The sequence below is a fragment of the Mycobacterium asiaticum genome, from assembly GCF_001673635.1.
Taxonomy (GTDB): Bacteria; Actinomycetota; Actinomycetes; order Mycobacteriales; family Mycobacteriaceae; genus Mycobacterium; species Mycobacterium asiaticum_C.
On record NZ_LZMH01000012.1, the window covers coordinates 33,411 to 53,657 of the forward strand.

At 64.4% G+C, this 20,247-nt stretch carries 14 protein-coding genes, 1 tRNA gene and 1 pseudogene; 7 read left to right on the forward strand and 9 right to left on the reverse strand.

Annotated features, from left to right (window positions below):
- Positions 1-5: 5 nt before the first annotated feature.
- Both A5645_RS03750 and A5645_RS03755 read left to right on the forward strand, forming a co-directional pair.
- A complete protein-coding gene (locus A5645_RS03750) occupies positions 6-773 on the forward strand; it encodes an SDR family oxidoreductase (protein ID WP_065128510.1) in 768 nt (255 codons plus the stop codon).
- Entirely contained in the window at positions 754-1,188 is a 435-nt protein-coding gene (locus tag A5645_RS03755; protein WP_065035643.1) for a hypothetical protein, read from the forward strand. The genes A5645_RS03750 and A5645_RS03755 overlap by 20 nt, the downstream gene beginning before the upstream one ends.
- Here A5645_RS03755 and A5645_RS03760 read toward each other — a convergent pair.
- From A5645_RS03760 to A5645_RS03775, 4 genes are all read right to left on the reverse strand, one after another.
- Positions 1,182-1,955, reverse strand: a complete 774-nt coding sequence (locus A5645_RS03760) for a YqjF family protein (RefSeq protein ID WP_065128511.1) — start codon at positions 1,953-1,955, stop codon at positions 1,182-1,184. The genes A5645_RS03755 and A5645_RS03760 overlap by 7 nt on opposite strands.
- 107 nt (positions 1,956-2,062) lie before the next feature.
- Entirely contained in the window at positions 2,063-3,901 is a 1,839-nt protein-coding gene (locus A5645_RS03765; protein ID WP_065128512.1) for a fatty acyl-AMP ligase, read from the reverse strand.
- A 176-nt stretch (positions 3,902-4,077) separates the two neighbouring features.
- Positions 4,078-5,355, reverse strand: coding sequence for a lipase LipD (lipD, locus tag A5645_RS03770; RefSeq protein ID WP_065128513.1), 1,278 nt, complete (start codon positions 5,353-5,355; stop codon positions 4,078-4,080).
- An 86-nt stretch (positions 5,356-5,441) separates the two neighbouring features.
- Positions 5,442-6,536: a serine hydrolase domain-containing protein gene (locus tag A5645_RS03775; RefSeq protein WP_065035649.1), complete on the reverse strand. Its 1,095-nt coding sequence runs from the start codon at positions 6,534-6,536 to the stop codon at positions 5,442-5,444.
- 243 nt (positions 6,537-6,779) lie between these two features.
- On the opposite strand from A5645_RS03775, the gene A5645_RS03780 reads away from it, so the two are divergent.
- Positions 6,780-7,247: an SRPBCC family protein gene (locus A5645_RS03780; protein ID WP_065034453.1), complete on the forward strand. Its 468-nt coding sequence runs from the start codon at positions 6,780-6,782 to the stop codon at positions 7,245-7,247.
- Positions 7,248-7,250: 3 nt separating this feature from the next.
- On the opposite strand, the gene A5645_RS03785 is transcribed toward A5645_RS03780, so the two are convergent.
- From A5645_RS03785 to A5645_RS27515, 3 genes are all read right to left on the reverse strand, one after another.
- Positions 7,251-7,562, reverse strand: a complete 312-nt coding sequence (locus tag A5645_RS03785) for a hypothetical protein (protein WP_155767831.1) — start codon at positions 7,560-7,562, stop codon at positions 7,251-7,253.
- Between the two features lie 66 nt (positions 7,563-7,628).
- Positions 7,629-8,792, reverse strand: coding sequence for an LLM class flavin-dependent oxidoreductase (locus A5645_RS03790; RefSeq protein WP_065128515.1), 1,164 nt, complete (start codon positions 8,790-8,792; stop codon positions 7,629-7,631).
- A 106-nt stretch (positions 8,793-8,898) separates the two neighbouring features.
- The gene (locus A5645_RS27515) at positions 8,899-9,282 is read right to left on the reverse strand and encodes a hypothetical protein (RefSeq protein WP_436405464.1); all 384 of its coding nucleotides are present in this window, start codon (positions 9,280-9,282) and stop codon (positions 8,899-8,901) included.
- 727 nt (positions 9,283-10,009) lie between these two features.
- Between A5645_RS27515 and A5645_RS03800 the strand changes: the two genes are divergently transcribed.
- Both A5645_RS03800 and A5645_RS03805 read left to right on the forward strand, forming a co-directional pair.
- Positions 10,010-12,994, forward strand: a complete 2,985-nt coding sequence (locus A5645_RS03800; protein ID WP_065128516.1) for a PPE family protein — start codon at positions 10,010-10,012, stop codon at positions 12,992-12,994.
- A gap of 593 nt (positions 12,995-13,587) precedes the next feature.
- Positions 13,588-16,629: a PPE family protein gene (locus A5645_RS03805; protein WP_065128517.1), complete on the forward strand. Its 3,042-nt coding sequence runs from the start codon at positions 13,588-13,590 to the stop codon at positions 16,627-16,629.
- A 78-nt stretch (positions 16,630-16,707) separates the two neighbouring features.
- Here A5645_RS03805 and aceA read toward each other — a convergent pair whose 3' ends face one another.
- Positions 16,708-18,990 (reverse strand): isocitrate lyase ICL2, encoded by a 2,283-nt coding sequence (gene aceA, locus A5645_RS03810; protein WP_065036323.1) that lies wholly within the window; start codon positions 18,988-18,990, stop codon positions 16,708-16,710.
- Between the two features lie 238 nt (positions 18,991-19,228).
- Between aceA and A5645_RS03815 the strand changes: the two are divergent.
- A pseudogene (locus tag A5645_RS03815) lies at positions 19,229-19,602 on the forward strand (hypothetical protein).
- Positions 19,603-19,693: 91 nt separating this feature from the next.
- Positions 19,694-19,764, forward strand: a tRNA-Cys gene (locus A5645_RS03820).
- A gap of 30 nt (positions 19,765-19,794) precedes the next feature.
- Here A5645_RS03820 and A5645_RS28040 read toward each other — a convergent pair.
- A partial coding sequence (locus A5645_RS28040) for an MTB12 family secreted protein (protein WP_065128522.1) occupies positions 19,795-20,247 on the reverse strand: 453 nt, incomplete at its 5' end.

Consider the following 20,247-nt stretch of genomic DNA (forward strand, 5'->3'; position numbering starts at 1 on the left):
AGCGTATGAGCGTCTTGGACCTGTTCGACCTGCGCGGCAAGAGGGCCCTGGTGACGGGTGCATCCAGCGGCATCGGCAAGAAGGTGGCCCTGGCTTACGTCGAGGCCGGCGCCGAAGTAGCAGTCGCGGCAAGGCATTTGGACGCCCTGGAGCAATTGGCCGACGAGATCGCGGCGGCGGGCGGACGGGCGGTGCCCATCGCCTGTGATGTCACCCGCGAAGAGCAGGTGAGCGCCATGGTCGACACGGTCGTCGCGGAGCTGGGTGGCATCGACATCGCCGTGTGCAATGCCGGCATCGTGTCGGTGACGCCGATGCTGGACATGTCGCTCGAGGAGTTCGAGCGAATTCAGAGCACGAATGTGACCGGCGTCTTCCTGACCGCGCGGACCGCGGCCCAGGCGATGATCAGCCAGGGACGGGGCGGGTCGATCATCACCACCGCCTCGATGTCGGGGCACATCATCAACATTCCGCAGCAGGTGGGCCACTACTGTGCCTCCAAGGCGGCGGTAATTCACCTGACCAAGGCCATGGCGGTCGAGTTCGCCCCGTATGACATCCGGGTCAACGCCGTCAGCCCGGGCTACATCCTCACCGAACTCGTCGAACCGCTGGCGGAGTACCACCGCCAGTGGGAGCCGAAGATCCCGATGGGACGGATCGGCCGGCCCGAGGAACTCACCGGTCTTTACCTCTACCTGGCCAGCGCGGCTTCGAGCTACATGACCGGCTCCGATGTGGTGATCGACGGTGGCTACACCTGCCCCTGAGCCGGGCGCGGCCCAATTCTCCTGCGCAGTCTGCGGCGAACCGGCGGGCAGCGTCCGGTTCGTCACCCCTGCCGACGCGCTGGCGGACGACACCAGGCCGGCGCTGCAGGCGCTGGTCGAACTCGACGTGCTGGAACGGCCCGGCTGGCAGGCGGCCCTCTTGGTGGACACGTTCTTCGGCGCCGCCACGCACCCCGTCTCCAGCGAGAGCGTGGAATGGCTGGTGTACGCGATCGCGGACGCCGACGCCGCGGCCCTCTACCGAATGGGCTACGCCTACGCGCCCTTTCACTGTCCCGACTGCCCGGCGTGCTACTGCGGGAAGCACTGGGACTGGCGAGAATTCGACGACGACCCGTTCAGCGGCATCGAAGGCAACTGTCCCCGTGGGCATTTCCGTGTGCTGTCCTACTGAACCAGGCAGGGCCGGCCGAAAAATGTTCGAACGCCGGCGGAATACGCCGCCCGTAACCGATCGCCGCACGACGTGACACCCGCCGCGGCGACGAGTTCGTCACGTAGTTCCACGACCTCGGCCACCCGCAGCGGCCATGCGTCGTGTTCGTTGGGAACCCACCAGGTACGGCCGGCCTTGCGGGTGTGGGCTCCCCACCGGGCAGTGAGCCACACTTCCAGCGGTGTCGGCTCGATCACCTCACCGACGTTGACAGTCACCAGGCTGCGTAGCCCGCGCCGCGGCCAGCGCCGCACGCTGTGGTAGGTGATCTGGTTGCCCGAGCGGGTCATTCGCATTTTCGCCCAGGTGTACGGGATGCCCAGGCCGATGCGGGTGACGGGCACGACCGCCAGCCGGGCGGTTTCGAGCGACCGGAACAGCACCCCGTGCCGCCCGGCATCGTCGACCGAGTAGAGCCGGACGTTCGTCTCGAGGAACCGGCCGAAGTATGGAAGCGGTACCGCGGTACCGAGTTTCGTGCCGGCCATGGCGAACGGGACCAGTCCGACATAAGTGTTTCCGTCGGCGAAGACGTCGGGACGTGTCCCCGGCGGGTAAAGGTGGGCGATGCCGTCCGGGTTCACCGGCCAATGCACAAACGTCAGATTCGACCAGTGCTGGTCGAAGGTGACGGGAGGCGGCAGTGGCGGTGCGGTAGCCGGATAGCCCGCGAGATCCGGTGCATCCTCAGATCCGAAACCGGGGAGTTCAGGCACGACGGGCATCGCACCATCGTGTCACCCAGCGCGGACCTTGATGAGCTGTTGGGCCGCTGCGCTGGATTCAATCCCCCGAACATACTGGGACGGTGCCACCGGCCAGTGGATGGCGACTAATGACTGCCCAGAACATTGTCGAGGTATGCGGCCCGGCAGGCCACCCGCGCCAGCTTGCCGCTGGTAGTGCGAGGAATCGCGCCAGCGGGCAGAAAACGCACGTCGGTGAGGGACAATCCGTGCCGCTCCTGCACCGCCACGCGGATGGCCTCGACCGCGGTTTTCGGGTCGACGCGACTGGTGCCCGTTGCGCGCTCGGCGATGACCACCAGGCCTTGACCGTCAGCCTCGGGCACCGCGAATGCCGTGACGTATCCCTTCCGCACCATCGGCGAGGCCGCCGCGACGGTGGCCTCGATGTCCTGCGGATAGTAATTCTGTCCATCGATCGTCACCAGGTCGGCGATCCGGCCGACGACATAGATCTCGCCATCCAGGTACACCGCCAAATCGCCGGTGCGCAACCAATTTCCGTCGATGTGCGCGCCGGCGGCGTGGCTGCCGTCCGGCAGCACCGATCGCAGTTTGGCGCCGAAGGTCTCGCGGGTCTGTTCGGGCCGGCCCCAGTAGCCGCGCCCGACGTTGTCGCCCTGCAGCCATGGTTCGCCTACCCGGCCGTCCGGCAACTCGGCACCGGTGTCGGGATCGACGATCACTGCCCACAGGCTTCGCGCGGGCTGACCGCACGACACGTGGACCATCGCCTTCGGGTCGTCCGCGGCGACCCGAACGGCCTCGCCCGCTCCCAGCCGCTCGCGGTCCAGATACACCACGGACGTCTGGGCGTCGTGGTCGATCGTGGCGATCATCAGCGTCGCCTCGGCGATGCCATAGGAGGGTTTGAACGCCGTGCGCGGTAATCCGAAGGGCACGAACGCATTGTTGAATGCGTCGACAGCGTCGATGCTGACCGGCTCCGAACCGATGATCAGCACGACATTGCTCAGATCGACGTCGTCGCCGTCGGCTGGGCGTCCCCGTTGGGCCGCCCATTCATAAGCGAAGTTCGGCGCCGCGGTCACCACCTGTCCGGTCCGCGACCCGTCCGACAGCGCCTGGATCCACCGCTGCGGTCGTCGCACAAACGCGGTCGGCGACATCAGCGTGGTGTGTCCGCCGTACACCGTGGGAAAGCCGATCATCGACAGGCCCATGTCGTGGTAGAGCGGTAACCAGCTGACGCCGTGGGTGTTTCGGTTCAGCAGGTCGATCGACAGGATCATCTGGGCCAGGTTGGTGGCGACCGCTCGATGGGTGATCTCGACGCCGATCGGCGGGCGGGTCGCTCCCGAGGTGTACTGCAAATATGACACGGCGTCCATATCCAGGTGGACGGGGACGAACGACTCCTGCGCCGAGTCGGGTATCTCGTCGATGACGAGCACCGCCGGCTTGGGCAGGTCGGGCAGCGTGGCCAGGAAGTCTTCGATACCCGCCCGGGCCGCGGCGGTGGTCAGGACGACCGACGGCCGCGAATCCCGCAGCGCCGTTTGCAGGCGTTCGGCATGGCCGGGCAGTTCCGGGGCGAACAGCGGCACCGCCACGGAGCCGGCTTTGATCGCGGCGTAGTAGCCGGCCACCCAGTCGATGCTCTGTGGCGCCAGGATGGCCACCCGGTCGCCGGGACCGGCTAGCTGCTGGATCTGTGCGCTGATGGCGCGCAGCCGGACCCCGAACCGGTCCCAGGTCACTTCGAGGGCGCGTCCCTCCCCCGATCCGGTGTAGTCGAGGAAGCGATAGGCGATCTCCCCGCCGACGTACTTGATGTTGCGGTCGATCAACGAGATCAGGGTGGTTTCCGGTGGCAACGCGATGTTGCCGTCGGCGTCCAGACAGTCCTCGATCTGCAGCAGGCCTTCGCGCACTGCCTGCCCGGACCGGACGCCGCCATTCATGCCCGCAGTCTATAAACCTTGTCGAGGCGAGCCGGGCACCCGCGGGTGTGGTTCTGGTTACCTGTCACCGGGCGCGGGCGGCCATGTTTTCGGTGTGACGAGGGTGCGCACAATGCCACCCGCACCGGCGTGTCGCCGTCCAACTGCGCACGCTCGCGCAGCTGTCGGGGCGCCCGTCACTCCCCAGCGGCGGGTTCCTGCTCGTCCGGGTCATAGAACGGCGCACCGAAGTGCGGCACCTCCAGCGGTCCCTCATTGCGCGCCGTGTTGACGGCGCTGGTCAGCAGCGGGGCCAGCCCGGCGAATGACCCGACGTCGAACAGCAGCAGCGTCAGCAGCCGGTTGTGCACGTAGCCGAACGAGCTGCCAGATTCCGGATCGGCCCAACCGACGGTGCCGCCGAGCCCGATGTGGCCGTAGCCCTCCAAAAAGCCTGGCACCGGCGATGATTGGTAACCCTGGTGGTAGGTGAACGGCAGACCGAGGTTCAGATCCGGCCACAGCTCGGCTTTGCCCTTCATGCTGGCCACCGCTTCCGACGACAGCAGCCTGGTGTCGTCGATCACGCCGTCGTTGGCCAGCACCGCGTACGTCTTGGCGAGAGCACGCGCGGTCACCACCCCGTTGACCGCCGGCAGTTCACCATCGAGGAACGGCATGTCATCCTGCAGCATCCCCATGATGCCCGGGAAATAGATGGATCCGAGCAGGCCGGAGAACGACAGCCCCGCCACCTTGGGCGCGATGAAGTCCAGTAGCGGGGTCGGAATCTTGGCCTGAGGCAACAGCGTCTGCGCAGCCTTGGTGGGTGACTCGGCCGGCGGGCGCCCCAGGTGCAGACCGTCGGTGTTCAGCGGGCGCGCGAGTTCCTCACGGAACAGTTCTCGCATCCCTTTGCCGGTCACCGCGCGGGCCAGCCCGGACAGCAACCATCCGTAGGTGATGGCGTGGTAGGCCATCTTGCCGTGTGCGTGGTCCACCGGGGCCGCGGCCAGGCGTTCCTCCATGCGCAGGTGGTCCATGATGGTGTCTTTGTCGACGCCTTTGAGGTGGGACAGTCCCGCGCGATGCCGCAACACGTCGCTGACAGTGATCTCGTCCTTGCCGTTGACCCCGAACTCGGGCCAGTACGTGGCGACCGGCTCGTCGTAGGCAAGCATCCCGCGGTCGACGAGCAGATGAATGATGGTGGCCGCCAACCCTTTTGTCGCGGAGAACACCATGGCACCGGTGTCGGCGGTCCAGGGCACGTCACCCTTGCGATCGGAGTATCCCGTCCATACATCGACCACCTGCCGGCCGTCGATGTAGACCGACAGCGCTCCGCCGCCGAACATGCGTCCGGGGTATAGCCCGGCGAATGCGCGGATCACATTCAGGAACCGTGAGTCGCAGGCTCCCTGCACTCCGGACGGAAGCCCATTGTCGGCGGTGAGAACGGACGGTTGCGCCATACCGTGAATGATTACAGTTCCCCCGGCGGCAAGGGCAGCGGAATCGCGATTTTGTTTGCCGGCGTCGGCTGCATCCACGACTTCGGCTACATCCAGATGTGGCCCAGCGCGTCGGCAAGGGCTTCGGGGTCCTGATTGTCGACGTTGCAACTGATCGCCACCGCGGTGCGTCGGTCGCTGCTGACACGGAACGCACTGACGAACCCCGCCCAGCCGCCGTCGTGATCGAGCATGCCGTTGGCGAGCGAGAAGATGCCCGCGCCATAACGGTCGCCGCCGCCGGGTTCGGTTTGCACCGCGCCGGCCAGTTGCGCATCCAGGAGCTGAGGACCCCCCACCTTGCCGGTGCGGTAATTGTCGGCCCACCGCACCAGTTCTGACGGGCTGGTCTGAATGCCGCCGTCGCCGATCTGCTCCCATTTCGCCTCGGCGACCCGGCCATCACCGGTGTACGACAGCGCCTTGTTCGGGATGCTTGCGACGGGGTCCATCACCATGGTGAGGCCCAGCGGTTCGAAGATCTGGGCGCGCAGGTAATCGGGCAGCGGTTGCCCGGACACCCGGTGCACGATCTCGCCGAGCAGCAAATAGTTCGAGTTCGAGTACTGGTAGCGGGCGCCGGGCTTGAACACCAATTCCGGCGCGCCGACCAGGGCCTGCAACGCCTGGGCTTGCGTGGTGCGGTCGGCGTAGCTGAAGCCTTGGTCCTGCAGCAGTCCGATGTAGTCGGGAATCCCGCTGGCCTGGTGCATCATCTGCGCGAGGGTGACGCCGGCTGCCCACGGGGGCATCTCTGGCATGTATTGGGCCAGTGAGTCGTTGAGGGTGAGCTTGCCGGTATCGGCCAGTAGCAGGATCGCGGTCGCGGTGAACTGCTTGGACACCGAGGCGATGTCGAAGACGGTGTCCGCGGTGATCTTGGCGCTGATCGCCAGGTTTGCCAGTCCGGCCACCCCGGTCCAGGCGACCTTGCCCTCGACGCCGATGGCAGCCGAGCAGCCCGGCCCGTCGGGTTTGACCGCGGAGTCCAGAACGTTCTGGCTGCTACTCGCCTTCGCCGACGACGTTGTCGCGCTGGTGGCCGGAGCGGAGTTGTGCGCGCCGTGAGCGGTGCACGCTGCCAACAGAAGCGCGGCAGCCAGCGCGGATATCGTGCGGGCGCCCGGTGACGGAACATTCAATTGTCTGCTCGAACCTGTCCTTCTGCTGGCCGGACGTGACAGTGCGGGAAAGACTACGCGCTGCCGGCCGGCGTGCGGTGGTGCGCCACACCCGCGAGCAGACGCGAAAGCACCCGACACGCCGGGCGTGCGGGTGCTTTCGCGTCTGCTCGCGCAGCAAATTGGGGCCGCTCGCGAGGGCACGGTAGGGTACCCGGCAGCAACTGGGCCGTCGTCATTTGGGATCGTCACTTGGGAGTAGCCATGTCGGGTCGAAAATTCTCGTTCGGAGTCAACAAGACCACCAGCGCGCCCCCCGCAACGGTGTTCCGCCTGGTTACCGACGGGGGGAACTGGTCGGCTTGGGCCAAGCCGATCGTCGTCTCGTCCAGTTGGGTGCGCCAGGGTGATCCGGCTCCGGGCGGTGTCGGGGCTATTCGCAAGCTGGGGATGTGGCCGGTGTTCGTACAGGAAGAAACCGTCGAGTTCGAGCAGGACCGCCGGCACGTGTACAAACTCGTCGGCCCGCGCACACCCGTCAACGACTACATCGCCGAAGTGGTGCTGACGCCGACGCCGTCGGGCGGCACCGAAATCAGCTGGAGCGGGTCCTTCGTGGAGAAGGCCCGCGGCACGGGCCCGGCGGCGCGCGTGGCAATGGGCGGGGCGGTGAATTTCTTCGCCGGCAAGTTGGTGAAGGCGGCCGAGCGGGAAGCGGGCACGGCCCGATAACGACTACGGGTTGTTGGCCTGCTGCTCGACCTGCCGGCCCTGTTGCTCGGCTTGCTGTGCCTGTTGCTCGGCTTGCTGTGCCTGTTGCTCGGCCATTTCGTTCTGCTCTTCGGCCTGTTGCTCCGCCTGCTCCATCTGCTGTTGAGCTTGCAACTGTTGCTGCAGTGTCTGGTCGTCATCGTCGGCCAGGCGAACCGAGGCGGGAGTCACCGCCTCGCGTAGAACGTCGTGACCCAGAACGAGTAACGCCGTGGTGGCGACGAGGGCTAAAGCCAATCGGACGAATCGGGCTTGCGGGGTGGCGGTAGTTGTCATCCTTCAGGTTTGCGCCCGGCGGCTGGCTGCCCGCTGAGCACCACTTAGCGGGCAGCTGTGAAACGGCTACTTCGATTCGACCTCGTGCTGATACTTCTTGGTCATGTGCTCGATGGCCTGCAACTGTGTTGCGGCTAGGTCGTCGCGCATGTGGCCGGCGCGGGCGGCCGCGTCCAGGGTCGGTTGCGCCTGACCCTGGAAATGCGGAATGACTTCGGCGGCGAACAATTCGGCGGACCGCTTGGTGGCCGCGGGGTTGGCCCATTCGTGGCCCATCTGCAGCATGCACCCGAAACCGCCGGATTGATCCCACAACCGCTGTACCTGTTCGCGGGCGCGTTCGGGCGTGCCGATCACTCCCGCACCGTTCTCGTTGATGATGTCGATCATCTCGTCGACCTGGTCCCCGGGCATTGTCATCTGCGGGAAGGCGGCGACCTTCTGGAAGTAGCGGAACCACGACTCGATGCCGAATTTGACGTCGGCGCGGGCCTGCTCGTCCGTTTCGGCGATGTGCATCGGCCCGACCAGGCTCCAATTGCTGCGGTCGACCTGGGTGCCGAAGACCGCGGCGCGCTCTTCGACGATGCCCCAGTGGTAGGCGAGCGCGTCGAAGCCCTCGACCACCAATGTCGCACCGATGGACAGCAGCCCGATGCCGTGCTTGCCGGCCAGTCGTGCACCCGTCGGCGAGGCGACCGCAGCGACCGATAGCGGAATGCCGCCGTCGGAATAGGGCGCGAGTTGCAGCTTGGCGTCGAACAACTGGTGGGTGGCGGTCTTCGCCGACACGGTCTCCCCCGCAAGCAGTCGGACCACGATGTCCAGGTTGGTTTCAAGAAGCTCGCGGGTGTCGGTGGGCGTCAACCCGATCATCGCCGAGTCGGTGGGCAGCGAACCTGGTCCCACCCCGCCGATGATGCGTCCGTGGGTGAGGTGGTCCAACAACATCAACCGATCCGCCACCCACAGTGGGTTGTGGTAGGACAGCGAAATCACTCCGGTACCGAACCGAATTCGCTTGGCGCGCTGGGCCGCCGCCGCAATGAAGACCTCGGGTGAGCTGATGATCTCGCTGCCGGCGGAGTGGTGCTCGCCGATCCAGGCCTCGTCGAATCCGAGGGCATCGAGATGCTCGACGAATTCCAGGTCGCGCTGGAGGGCGAGCGTCGGATTGGTGCCGGCCCGGTGAAATGGGGCGATGAAATATCCGAACCTGAGCTTCGCCATCTGGGGCTCCCTTGCGATCGGTGCTGACCGAACCCTAACCCCACGGAAAAACAGACAAGGACCGGGTAAGTGCCGGTCCTTGTCCGTTATCAGTCAGGTCTACCGATCACGGGATGCTGCCGCAGATGTTGCCCACGCAGCCGCCCCCGCCACCCGGTCCGCCGCCGCCGCCGCCGACACCGGGAATGGTGCCGCCGCCGCCACCGGGTCCGCCGCCGCCGGTGGGTCCGCCGGGCACGCCGCCGCCTCCGCCGCCGGGTCCGCCGCCACCCGTGGGTCCGCCGGGCACGCCGCCGCCTCCGCCGCCGGGTCCGCCGCCACCCGTGGGTCCGCCAGGTTGCGTGGCACCGCCGCCCGGTGCGGTTTCCGAGGGCACGGCGCCGCTGGGCAGCGTCGTCGTCACGGATGTGGGTGTGGTCGATGACGGCGTGGTGCTACTGCTGGGCGATTTGTCGCCCCCGCCACCGCAGGCGACGGTCAGGCAGAGCATTGCCCCACCACCCAACACCGCAAAAGCGGTCCTAGCTTCAGATCTCATCTCAACAATCTCCACTTCGTCACTAGAGCGCGTCTCATCAACGATGCGGGGGTCGCATACCCGCATATCCGGGGGTGGAAACCGCGCCGGACTGCAGCGGGCGGTTACCCGGTACCTCACAACGGGTTCGGGAGTCCTGCTTTCGTCTGCCGGCCGGCCCGAGGGTGAACGCGAACGCAACGCTCTTTTTGCCGTCGGACCCGGCTTCCGGCCAGGTAAGCTGCCCGGTTGGGACGTCGGGATCCTTTGCTGCAAAATGCCGGTGTTGTCGGCGCTTTTCTATGAACATCCTATTCATTTCACCGCATATGGAGCAGTTTCTGATCGGGCCTGATCGCCCTGTGATGGTCAGGGCTGGGCTCGTTGATCCACCTTGAGATATCTGAAATCGACTGTGCTAAAGCAGACTTGGTTTGCGCCTGAGGCGGGAGTGTTGACGTTGGGCAGCCGGCTGGCGCATTAGGCAGGCGTTGTAAATAAATTGTTCAAACGCCTCGTTTTGATATAACAGTTTGGTAACGGTTGTCTATTTTTCGTGTTATCAGTGCGTAGCTACCGCGTAGCTTCTACCGCGTAGCTTCTCCGCTACGTCATCACCCTGGTAGGCGACCCCCGGTTCGGGGCCGTGTGCGGTCGCCGCCGGATGACAAATCACGCATGCCCTCAGAGAGGTTGACGCATGAATTACTTTGTGCTGCCGCCAGAGATCAACTCGGCCCTGATCAGTGCTGGCGCGGGATCCGAACCGATACTGGCCGCGGCGGCGGCCTGGGAAGCGTTGGCCGAAGAATTGTCTTCTGCAGCTGCGTCTTTCAACTCGGTGACAGCCGGATTGATCAACGGAACATGGCAGGGTGCCGCCGCAGCCGCGATGGCGACGGCCGCCGCGCCCTATGCGGGCTGGCTCAGCGCTGCCGCGGCTCAGGCGGGGCAGTCGGCGGTGCAGGCCAGCGCCCTGGCGGCCGAATTTGACGCCGTTCGGCTCGCCATAGTGCCCGACGCTCTGGTGGCGGCCAACCGCAACGAGTTCGTGTCGCTGGTGCTTTCCAACATCTTTGGCCAGAACGCCCCGGCCATCGCCACCGCGGAGACGCTGTACGAACAGATGTGGGCCGCAGATGTCGCCGCGATGTCTGCGTATCATGCCGGGGCGTCGGCGATAGCGTCCGCGTTAGCGCCCTTCGCCCAACCGCTTCAAGCCCTTGCCGGCGCTCTTCCCGCAGCCGAGGCAACGTTGGTGACGCCAGACCGCGCCTTGATTGTCAACCTGGGTATCGGCAACGCCGGTGGCGGCAACACCGGTTTCGGCAATCTGGGTGACCTGAATATCGGGTTCGGCAACTCAGGTAGCTCCAACATCGGGGCAGCAAACCTGGGCTCGAGCAATTTCGGCCTGAGCAATCGTGGTAGCAACAATTTCGGCTTCGGCAACATCGGCAGCGGCAACTTCGGATTCGGAAACTCCGGATCCGGCAACATCGGCATCGGCCTGACCGGCAATGGCCAGATCGGTATCGGCGGGTTGAACTCGGGCACCGGAAATTTCGGGCTGTTCAACTCCGGCAACGGCAATATCGGTTTCTTCAACTCGGGTAGCGGCAACTTCGGGATCGGCAACTCCGGCAACTTCAACACCGGATTCTGGAGTTCGGGTTCGGGCAACAGTGGCTTCCTGAACGTGGGGTCATTCAATACCGGCCTGTTCAACGTCGGAGACGCAAACACCGGTAACTTCAACGTAGGCAGCTTCAACATGGGTGACCTGAACCCCGGCTGGTCGAACACGGGTAGCTTCAACAGCGGCAACGCCAACACTGGTTTCCTCAACGTCGGCAATCTCAACACCGGGGTCCTGAACTTCGGTGACATGAACAATGGCCTGTTCAACACGGGGCAGGCGAGCAACGGCGTCTTCTACCGAGGCGTCAACCAGGGCAGCACGCATTTCCTGATCACGACGCCCGACTTGACGCTTCCGCCCCTGGAAATTCCCGGCATCTCGATTCCGGCGTTCGACCTGCCGGCCTTGAGCATCCCGGGAATCAACGTGCCGCCGATCTCGATCCCGGCTGGGACGTTGTTGGGTGCGTCTGATTTGCCGACTCTCAGCATTCCAGCGATCGATATTCCGTCGATCCGTATCCCGGCGGGGACCGCGTTGGGCGCGTTCAATCTCCCGACGCTCAGCATCCCAGGGATTGATATTCCGTCGATCCGTATCCCGGCGGGGACCGCGTTGGGCGCGTTCAATCTCCCGACGTTGAGCATCCCAGGGATTGATATTCCGTCGATCAGTATTCCGGCGGGTACGGCGTTGGGGTCGATGGATTTGCCGACGTTGAGCATTCCGGGGATCAACGTTCCGTCGTTCTCGATTCCGGCCGGAACCACGCTGGGTGGTTTCAACTTGCCCGGACTGCACACGCCACCAATACCGGTGGGCGGCATCACGTCTGGTTCCTTTCAAACTCCCGGCATCTCCACCACGGGCAATTCCGGCTCCATCACCTTGCCTGGCTTCAGCCTAGGCGGGCTGAGCATACGCAACATCGTTGCCGTCCTACCAACCAACATATCCGCGCTGCAGCCGTTGCTGGACCTGGGCGGCCTGCCACAAATCGGTGGTCCATTTGTTTCGGCAAGCATTCTCGGAATCCCCGTTGCGTGGAATCAAGCGGAAGCCTACATAAGTACCGGGACGATCAGCCTTGGTGGCGGCCAGATCACCGGATTCGGTTTTTCCATCCCACGGCTCAATGTTGAGGGATTCACCTTGCCCAGCTTCACCATTCCCGGAATCGACATCGAGCCGATTCGCGTCGACGGCTTCGCCCTGCCGCAAATCACGACACCTGCGTTCACCACTCCCCAGCTGAACATCGGCCGAATCGGGTTGGGGCCGTTCAGCCTTCCGGACATCACCACGCCGCCGTTTGCGACGCCGCCGTTGGAGATCGGCCGGATTGGGTTGGGTGGGTTCGAGTTGCCCGACATCGTGACGCCTCCGTTTGCGACACCGCCGTTGGAGATCGGCCGGATCGGTCTCGGTGGGTTCACGCTGCCCGACATCGTGACGCAGGCGTTCCGGACCCCGCCGTTCACGATCGACCCGATCGGCCTGGGCGCGTCCGCCCTGCCGGACATCACGACACCGGCGTTCCGAACCCAGCCGTTCACCATCGATCCGATCGGTTTGAGCGCATTTGCATTGCCCGACATCACAACAGCGGCGTTCACCACTCCGCCGTTGAGCATTCCCCCGTTCGGGCTCGCGGCCTTCAATACTCCCCCGCTAGTGATCCCCAGCATCCACATGCCGAGCACCACCATTGCCGGATTCTCCATACCGCCGGCGCCTGGCTACCTCAACTCGACGATCGCGCCGTCTTCGGGCTTCTTCAACTCGGGCGCCGGAGGCAATTCCGGATTCGCCAACAACGGTGCCGGTCTGTCCGGTTGGTTCAATTCCAACGGACTGGGCCTGGTGGGTGGATCTGGTTACCAGAACTTCGGTGGCCTGGTCTCGGGCTTCAACAACTTCGGCAGCGGCGTGTCGGGGCTCGCCAACACCGGTGTCTTGGACCTGGCGCTGCGAAGCGTCATCTCGGGCTTTGGAAACATCGGCAACAACCTGTCCGGCCTGTTCTTCAAGGGCACCACTTAGCGACAGCCGAGCTAGCAACGCAATTCGCGCCGCGCCCCCCACCCGGCGGCGCGAATTGCGTTGTGCCGCAATTGCGGCAGCGTGAGTGCCGGCTGCACCAGCCCGCCGCGGCACTGTTAATCTGGCGTCGGCAACGCGTCTCCGGGGGCGTGCGCCGTATGCCACTTCTCAAAGTCGGTTTTTCTCCGGATAAACGCAAACATCAATCCAAAATCGTCAATTTGCTTGGCATGTGAACACTATGTGTAAAGGCTCAGCCAACGCTCCGAGACCGCAAACGCTTAGACAGGCTTCCTTAAACCCGCTGGTAGTCGCGGTGCGCCGGCCCATGGCCCGCCCGACCGAGCTTGACATTTTCGACGGAACTAATGCTCCGATAATCATTTGTAAAGCAACTAGTCACCGCAGGCATGCAAAGATCACGATCAAATAACGGTTAGATCACGGTTGAATAAAGCGAGCCATTCATGGCTAATTACGCTTGTACCTTTCCCGCTACAACACCGAGCTTGACGACAACCGTGTGTGCCGGGGGGCGCACGGGTTGCCGGGAGCTGTCATCGGTGTGACGCCACACAGGAGAGGTTCGGACGATGAATTTTTCGGTGCTACCCCCGGAGATCAACTCGGCGCTGATATTCGCCGGTGCAGGTTCGGAACCAATGCTGGCGGCCGCGGCGGCTTGGGAAGAGTTGGCGGACGAGCTGGCCTCAGCAGCATCGTCATTCGAGGCGGTGACTTCTGGCTTGGTCAACGGAGCATGGCAAGGGCCCGCAGCGACGGCAATGGCTGCCGCGGCCGCCCCGTATGCCGGCTGGCTCAGCGCGGCGGCGGCTCAGGCAGCGGGGGCAGCGGTCCAGGCCAGTACCGTGGTGGCCGAATTCGAGGCCGTACGTATGGCGGTGGTGCCCACTGTGTTGGTGGAGGCGAACCGTAGTTCGCTTATTTCCCTGGTTCTTTCGAATATTTTCGGCCAGAACGCGCCCGCCATTGCCAGCGTCGAATCTCTCTACGAGGAGATGTGGGCGCTGGATGTGTCGGCGATGTCGGCCTACCACGCCGGGGCCTCTGCCGTGGCGTCGGCGCTGGCGCCGTTCGCCCAACCTCTGCAAAGTCTGGCCGGCGCCATTGCCGGTGCGCCCGCCGCGGCCGCGACACCCACACTCACGGCGGACCGACTCCCCACCATCAGCCTGGGACTGGCCAATATCGGCGGCGGAAACCTCGGCAACGGCAACTTCGGCTTCAGCAATATCGGCGGTGGCAACCTCGGAAACTCGAACTTTGGCTGGGCCAACTCCGGAGCGGCCAACTTCGGCTTCGCCAACCTGGGTACCGGCAACTTCGGTCTAGGGAATCTGGGCGCCAACAACTTTGGCTTCGGCAATGCCGGCATCGGCAACATCGGCTTCGGCAACAGCGGTAACGGCAACATCGGCATCGGACTGATCGGCGACGGGCAGATCGGCATCGGTGGGCTTAACTCCGGCACCGGGAACTTCGGGCTGTTCAACTCGGGCAACGGAAACATCGGGTTCTTCAACTCCGGCAACGGCAACTTCGGCATCGGCAACTCGGGCAGCTTCAACACCGGGTTGTGGAGTTCCGGATCGGGCAACACCGGCTTGTTTAATACCGGCTCCTTCAACACCGGCGCTCTGAATGTTGGCGATGCCAACACCGGAACGCTCAATGTCGGCAACTTCAACATGGGGAACCTCAACCCTGGCGCGTCGAATACCGGTTCCTTCAACACCGGTTCGGCGAACACCGGCTTCCTCAACGCCGGAAACACCAACACCGGCTTCCTGAACTTCGGCGACATGAACAATGGCGTCTTCAACACGGGCCAGGCGAACACCGGCGTGTTCTACCGCGGCGTAAACCAGGGCAGTTACAACGTCGTCATGGCTACCCCGGATTTGATGCTGCCGCCCCTAGAGATTCCGGGCATCGACATTCCGGCGTTCAACCTGCCGGCACTGAGCATCCCCCCGATCAACATCCCGCCGATCTCGATCCCGGCGGGGACGGCGTTGGGTGCGTTCAACCTGCCGACGTTGACGATTCCCGATTTGACGATCCCGCCGATCACCATTGGTGCGGGGACGGCGTTGGGTGCGTTCAACCTGCCGACGTTGACGATTCCTGATTTGACGATTCCGCCGATCACCATTGGTGCGGGGACGGCGTTGGGTGCGTTCAATCTGCCGACGTTGACGATTCCTGATTTGACGATTCCGCCGATCACCATTGGTGCGGGGACGGCGTTGGGTGCCTTCAACCTGCCGACGTTGACAATGCCTAACCTGACGATCCCGGCCATTTCGATTCCGGCCGGTACCTCAATCGGTGGCTTTTCTCTGCCGGGAATCCAGACGCCATCGATTACTGTGCCCGCCATCAGTACGCAGCAATTCACCACCCCGACTCTTACTACTCCGTACATAACCGGGCCCCGGCTAGATTTCCCAGGGATTAGCATTCCATTCCGGCTATTCCTGCCCAATAATATTATTGCCCTGCAGACTGGTGTTGCCGGCCAGTACCCAGCGATTGGCACCTATTACGGAATGCCGGGCGCCGTCTTCGAGACCGGAGACTTCTCGATCGGCCCCATTGGATTCACCGGTTTCACCGTATCCCCGATCACGGTGTCTGCCTTCAGCCTGCCCGGGTTCACCATCCCAGGCCTCAACGTGGCTCCGATCACGGTCAACCCGTTCTCGCTGCCGGCAATAAGTACCCAGCCCATCTCAATTCCCGGGTTCACCATCAATCCGATAGGTGTGGGCAATACGCTGCTGCCGCAGATCACTACGGCAGCGGTGTCGATTCCTGGGTTTACGGTGGATCCGATTGGGTTGGGCAATTTGGTGTTGCCGGAGATCACGACGGCTCCGGTGTCGATTCCTGGGTTTACGGTGGATCCGATTGGGTTGGGCAATTTGGTGTTGCCGCAGATCACGACGGCTCCGGTGTCGATTCCTGGGTTCACGGTGGATCCGATCGGCTTGGGCAATTTGGTGTTGCCGCAGATCACGACGGCTCCGGTGTCGATTCCTGGGTTCACGGTGGATCCGATCGGCTTGGGCAATTTGGTGTTGCCGGAAATCACCACCGCCCCGGTGTCCATTCCAGGGTTCACGATCGGTCCCATCGGTGCGGGCGCGTTCACTCTGCCCGACATCACCACGGCGCCGTTCACCACGCCGGCGCTGGCGATCCCGCCCTTCGGGCTGGCGGCATTCACCACACCGCCGATCACCATACCGAGCATCCACCTGCCCGCCACCACGCTCGGCTCGTTCGCGGTACCGCCGGCACCGGGCATCCTCAACTCGAGCAGTGGCGGGTCATCGGGCTTCTTCAACTCCGGGCCAGGTGGCAACTCTGGGCTGTTCAACAACGGCACTGGGCTGGCCGGGTTCTTCAACTCGAACGGCCCGGGTCTGCCGGGTGGATCGGGCTTCCAGAACTACGGCGGATTCGTCTCGGGCTTCAACAACCTAGGCAGCGGCGTCTCTGGCTTCGCCAACACCGGCGCGCTGGATCTCGCACTGCGCAACTTCGTCTCGGGCATGGCCAACATCGGCAACAACATCTCCGGCCTGTTCTTCAGCGGCACGGTGTAATAGCCAACGGCACTAACGCAATTCGCGCCTGCTGCGACAGGCGCGAATTGCGTCGTGGGGCACGCGAGACGCTCAGTCCTACTTGAGAACCAGCTTCTTGAGGGCTTCGCGGTCCGGCTTAAGCAGTTCCTCGATGCGCGGCTTGTTCACCTCGGCGACGATGATCTCACCGACTTCCTGATACACCTCACTGAAGATGCCGTGCGACTTCATCTTCTCGGTCTGGTACTGGTTGTCCTCGGTCGGCGTCACGTAGTAGACCGCGTCGGCCTTGAACCGATGTACCAGCCAGAGGTGGATCAGCGTCATCAACCGCTTCTGCCGCAGTTTCTCGGCGAAGGTGTTCTGGTCGCGCACCTGCAGGATGCTGCGGCCATACCGGTCCTTGATCGGGTCGACGACGACGTTAGCCAACTGGTCGTCGCCCTCGCCGTAGATCCCAAGTTCCAGCACATCGGAGCCGGCGCGCCGCGGCCGCAGCGTCACCCGCAGCTTCTCACCGAGCTGATAGTGCTCGCTCCACAGCGCCAGCCACTCCTCGAGCAGCTTCTTGGGCACCTCGGTCTGCACCAGGTGCTGATGCTGCGTGGAGCCTTTGCCCATCGACTTGGTGGTCGCCGTGCGTCCGGACGAGGCGGCCAGCGCCGCATCGCTGCGCGGCCCGCCGACCAGGGTCTGCGGCGTCCGGTACGGCGATTCGACCAGTCGCATCTTGCGTTGCAACCGAGCCAGCGCCAGCATGCCGTCCTGCTTGAGGTTGGTGGCGAACTCTTCGGCCGCCACGCCGTCGATCTGATGCCCGCCGTAGGTGATGAAGTTGAAGACGAAGCCCATCTTGCCCAGCTCGGCGGGGAACTCTTTCATCTGCTCGTCGGTCATGCCGGTGGTGTCCCAGTTGAACGACGGCGAGAGATTGTAGGCCAGCATCTGGTTGGGGTACACCGCGTGGATCGCTTCGGCGAACTGCCGCGCATCGGCCAGGTCCGCGGTCTTGGTCTCCATCCACAGAATGTCGGCAAAAGGCGCGGCGGCAAGGGATTTCGCGATCGCATACGGGATGCCGCCGCGGATCTGATAGTAGCCCTCTGGGGTCTTCGCCAGCTCGCAGTCCCACGCCGCGTCGGCGCGCAGTTCCCTGGCCTTGGCGCGGGCGGCGTAAAGCGACGCGGTGGCTGCGAAGGTCCGCCACTCCTCGGAGCTCATACCGGCCTCTTCGCCTTCGCTCTCGCTGAACTCGAGCTTCTCGGCCACGGCCTCGCCGTAGGTCATCACACCGGCGTCGTCCTCCCAGGCGGCGACGAACCGAGACTCGACCTCGTCGTAGACGTCGTCGATCGACTTCTCGCTGTCCTCGCGCCAGGTGTTGACGGCCTCGGCGACCAGGTTCATGATGCCCTTGCGCTCCAGCCATGCGTCGGCGGCGGCATACTCGGCGTCGCCGAGCGCGTACAGCAGATGACCATTGATCTCTTCGGCGCCAAGGTCAAAGAATCGGCGCATCATTGCCAGGAAACACGCCTTGTAGGACGGGATATCGAGGTTGGTCGCGCCGAGCAGGAAGGGCTGGTCGCGCTCGTCGCCTCGGCTGTCGAGCAGGTTGGCGGCCTCCGCGTCGGTCCGGGCCACGATGATGCCGGGCACCCGCATGATGTCGAGCTGGAAGCGAGCGGCGTTGAGCCGCTTGATCTGTTCGTCGGACGGCACCAGCACCTTGCCGCCCTGGTGGCCGCACTTCTTGGTGCCCGGACGCTGGTCCTCGATGTGATAACCCGGCACGCCTACCTCGACAAAGCGCCGAATCAGGTTGCGCACGTGGGGATCCCCGCCGTGACCGGTGTCGGCGTCGGCGATGATGAACGGCCGGTAGTCATACAACGTGGCCGACGCCCGCTGCCGCTCACTCATGTTCAGGCGCTGATATTCCTGATTGCGGTCAGCCGTGAGCAGCGCACGCACCAGGACGGCGGCGTCGTCGGGCACCTGGCTCAACGGGTAGCTGGCCAGGTCCGGCCCCGGATCCTCGGTGGTGGAACCCTTGGCCGAGGTGGCCCAGCCGCCCAGGTAGATCCCCTCGATGCCCATGCGCTTCATGCTCACCGCCTGCCCCGGCGAGTACGGGCCGAAGGTGGTGATGCTCTCCTTGGCGGCGAACAACTCACGCAGGCGCTGGTAGAACGCGGTGGCCGCTTCCCGCGCCACCGTGTAGTCGGTGGGGATGGTGCCGCGCTGCTCGACGACTTGGCGAGCCGAATAAAGACGCGTGATCTCGGAGAACCGCTCGCTCTCGAAGTACCGCTGCGTGGCCGCCAGATCTTGCTCGAATGGTGATTGGACCGCGTTGTCCGTTTCAGCGATGGCCATGGCCTCCGACTCCTCCTCAACCCCGATTCCCCTGACGGAACCGAGTGTATGCCCCGCGATAGTGAGCTAGATCACCGGCCGAGCTCAGCTGACGCCAACCACACCACTGGATCGGTTCAGCACGCGGCGGCCGGGGCGACCCCACGGAGAACCCCGACGAGCCAACGGGTTACGTGCATTTTCTCGCTGGACGGATTGCTTTCTCGCTAGATGGATCGCACCGGCGTACCGTCGCATCATGAACGTGGACTTGCGCTTCGACCGGTGTATCTCCCGTTGTCAGTCCCCCTCGGGCTCGGTCCGAACAACAGCGAACTGCGCCTCGATGCCGAACACCTGCACGTCAAGATGGGCTGGGCTTTTCGCGCCGATATCCCGCTGGCCTCGATCACGAGGGCCGAGGTGAGCAATGCGAGGGTCTTCGAGGCGGGCGTCCACTTCCGCGGATCCCGCTGGCTGGTCAACGGGTCGCGCAAGGGACTGGTGGAGCTCACCATCGATCCACCCGCGCCGGTGAGGTTCTGGCGGATGTCGATGCGGGCGAGCACCTTGGTGCTCAGCGTGACCGACCCGGATGCTCTGGTGGCGGCGTGTAGCGCAGCCGCGCATTAGTTGCCGGCGAAAACTCAAGCAGCGCAACAATTGATCAGAGCGAGGAAAATACTGGGCCGGGTGCACCGAGGCTGGCACAGTGAGGATTCTCGCGGGTGTGGCTGAGTGGCTAGGCAGCGGCCTGCAAAGCCGTACACACGGGTTCGAATCCCGTCACTCGCTCTCTCTGCGCGGCGCCTCCCGACGCCCTAGTCACTGTCCTGACACCGCCTGAACCAGGGCCGACTCGGAGTCCGCGGAAAGCATCCACCCGCCCTGGTTCACGAACGTCAGGTTCTTGGTCACCGGCGCCGGCAGCTTGGGTCCGGACACGGCCACGTCGGCGCTGGCCCGGTTCGGACCGGCCGGCGCGATGTTGGACACGGCGAACGACAACGGCAATTCCCCGTTGCGGTACGCCTTGCGCAGTTCGTGGTCCACGACATGTCCCTCGCCCGAGCCGATACCGCCTTCGACCAGCCCCTCCTTGGTCCGGTATGACACGCCGGGGTCGGCGAGGTTGGTGAGCAGGCCGGTCAATTGATCGGCGGTCGGCAGCTGTTCGGCGGGGGCCGGCGGCGCCGGGGCGGGCGGCGACCGCTGAACTCGAGGCGGTCGAACCGGTAGTCCTAACGCCTGGGTCGCCGACGCACTCGGGGAACCGGC

Bases quoted from the DNA above. Each gene is read 5' to 3' on its own strand.
- A5645_RS03780 (WP_065034453.1), top strand. From the start codon at position 6,780: ATGTCGGGTCGAAAATTCTCGTTCGGAGTCAACAAGACCACCAGCGCG.
- A5645_RS03800 (WP_065128516.1), top strand. From the start codon at position 10,010: ATGAATTACTTTGTGCTGCCGCCAGAGATCAACTCGGCCCTGATCAGT.
- A5645_RS03760 (WP_065128511.1), bottom strand. From the start codon at position 1,955: ATGCCCGTCGTGCCTGAACTCCCCGGTTTCGGATCTGAGGATGCACCG.
- A5645_RS03805 (WP_065128517.1), top strand. From the start codon at position 13,588: ATGAATTTTTCGGTGCTACCCCCGGAGATCAACTCGGCGCTGATATTC.
- lipD (WP_065128513.1), bottom strand. From the start codon at position 5,355: ATGGCGCAACCGTCCGTTCTCACCGCCGACAATGGGCTTCCGTCCGGA.
- A5645_RS03785 (WP_155767831.1), bottom strand. From the start codon at position 7,562: ATGACAACTACCGCCACCCCGCAAGCCCGATTCGTCCGATTGGCTTTA.
- A5645_RS03790 (WP_065128515.1), bottom strand. From the start codon at position 8,792: ATGGCGAAGCTCAGGTTCGGATATTTCATCGCCCCATTTCACCGGGCC.
- A5645_RS03750 (WP_065128510.1), top strand. From the start codon at position 6: ATGAGCGTCTTGGACCTGTTCGACCTGCGCGGCAAGAGGGCCCTGGTG.
- A5645_RS03765 (WP_065128512.1), bottom strand. From the start codon at position 3,901: ATGAATGGCGGCGTCCGGTCCGGGCAGGCAGTGCGCGAAGGCCTGCTG.
- aceA (WP_065036323.1), bottom strand. From the start codon at position 18,990: ATGGCCATCGCTGAAACGGACAACGCGGTCCAATCACCATTCGAGCAA.
- A5645_RS27515 (WP_436405464.1), bottom strand. From the start codon at position 9,282: ATGCTCTGCCTGACCGTCGCCTGCGGTGGCGGGGGCGACAAATCGCCC.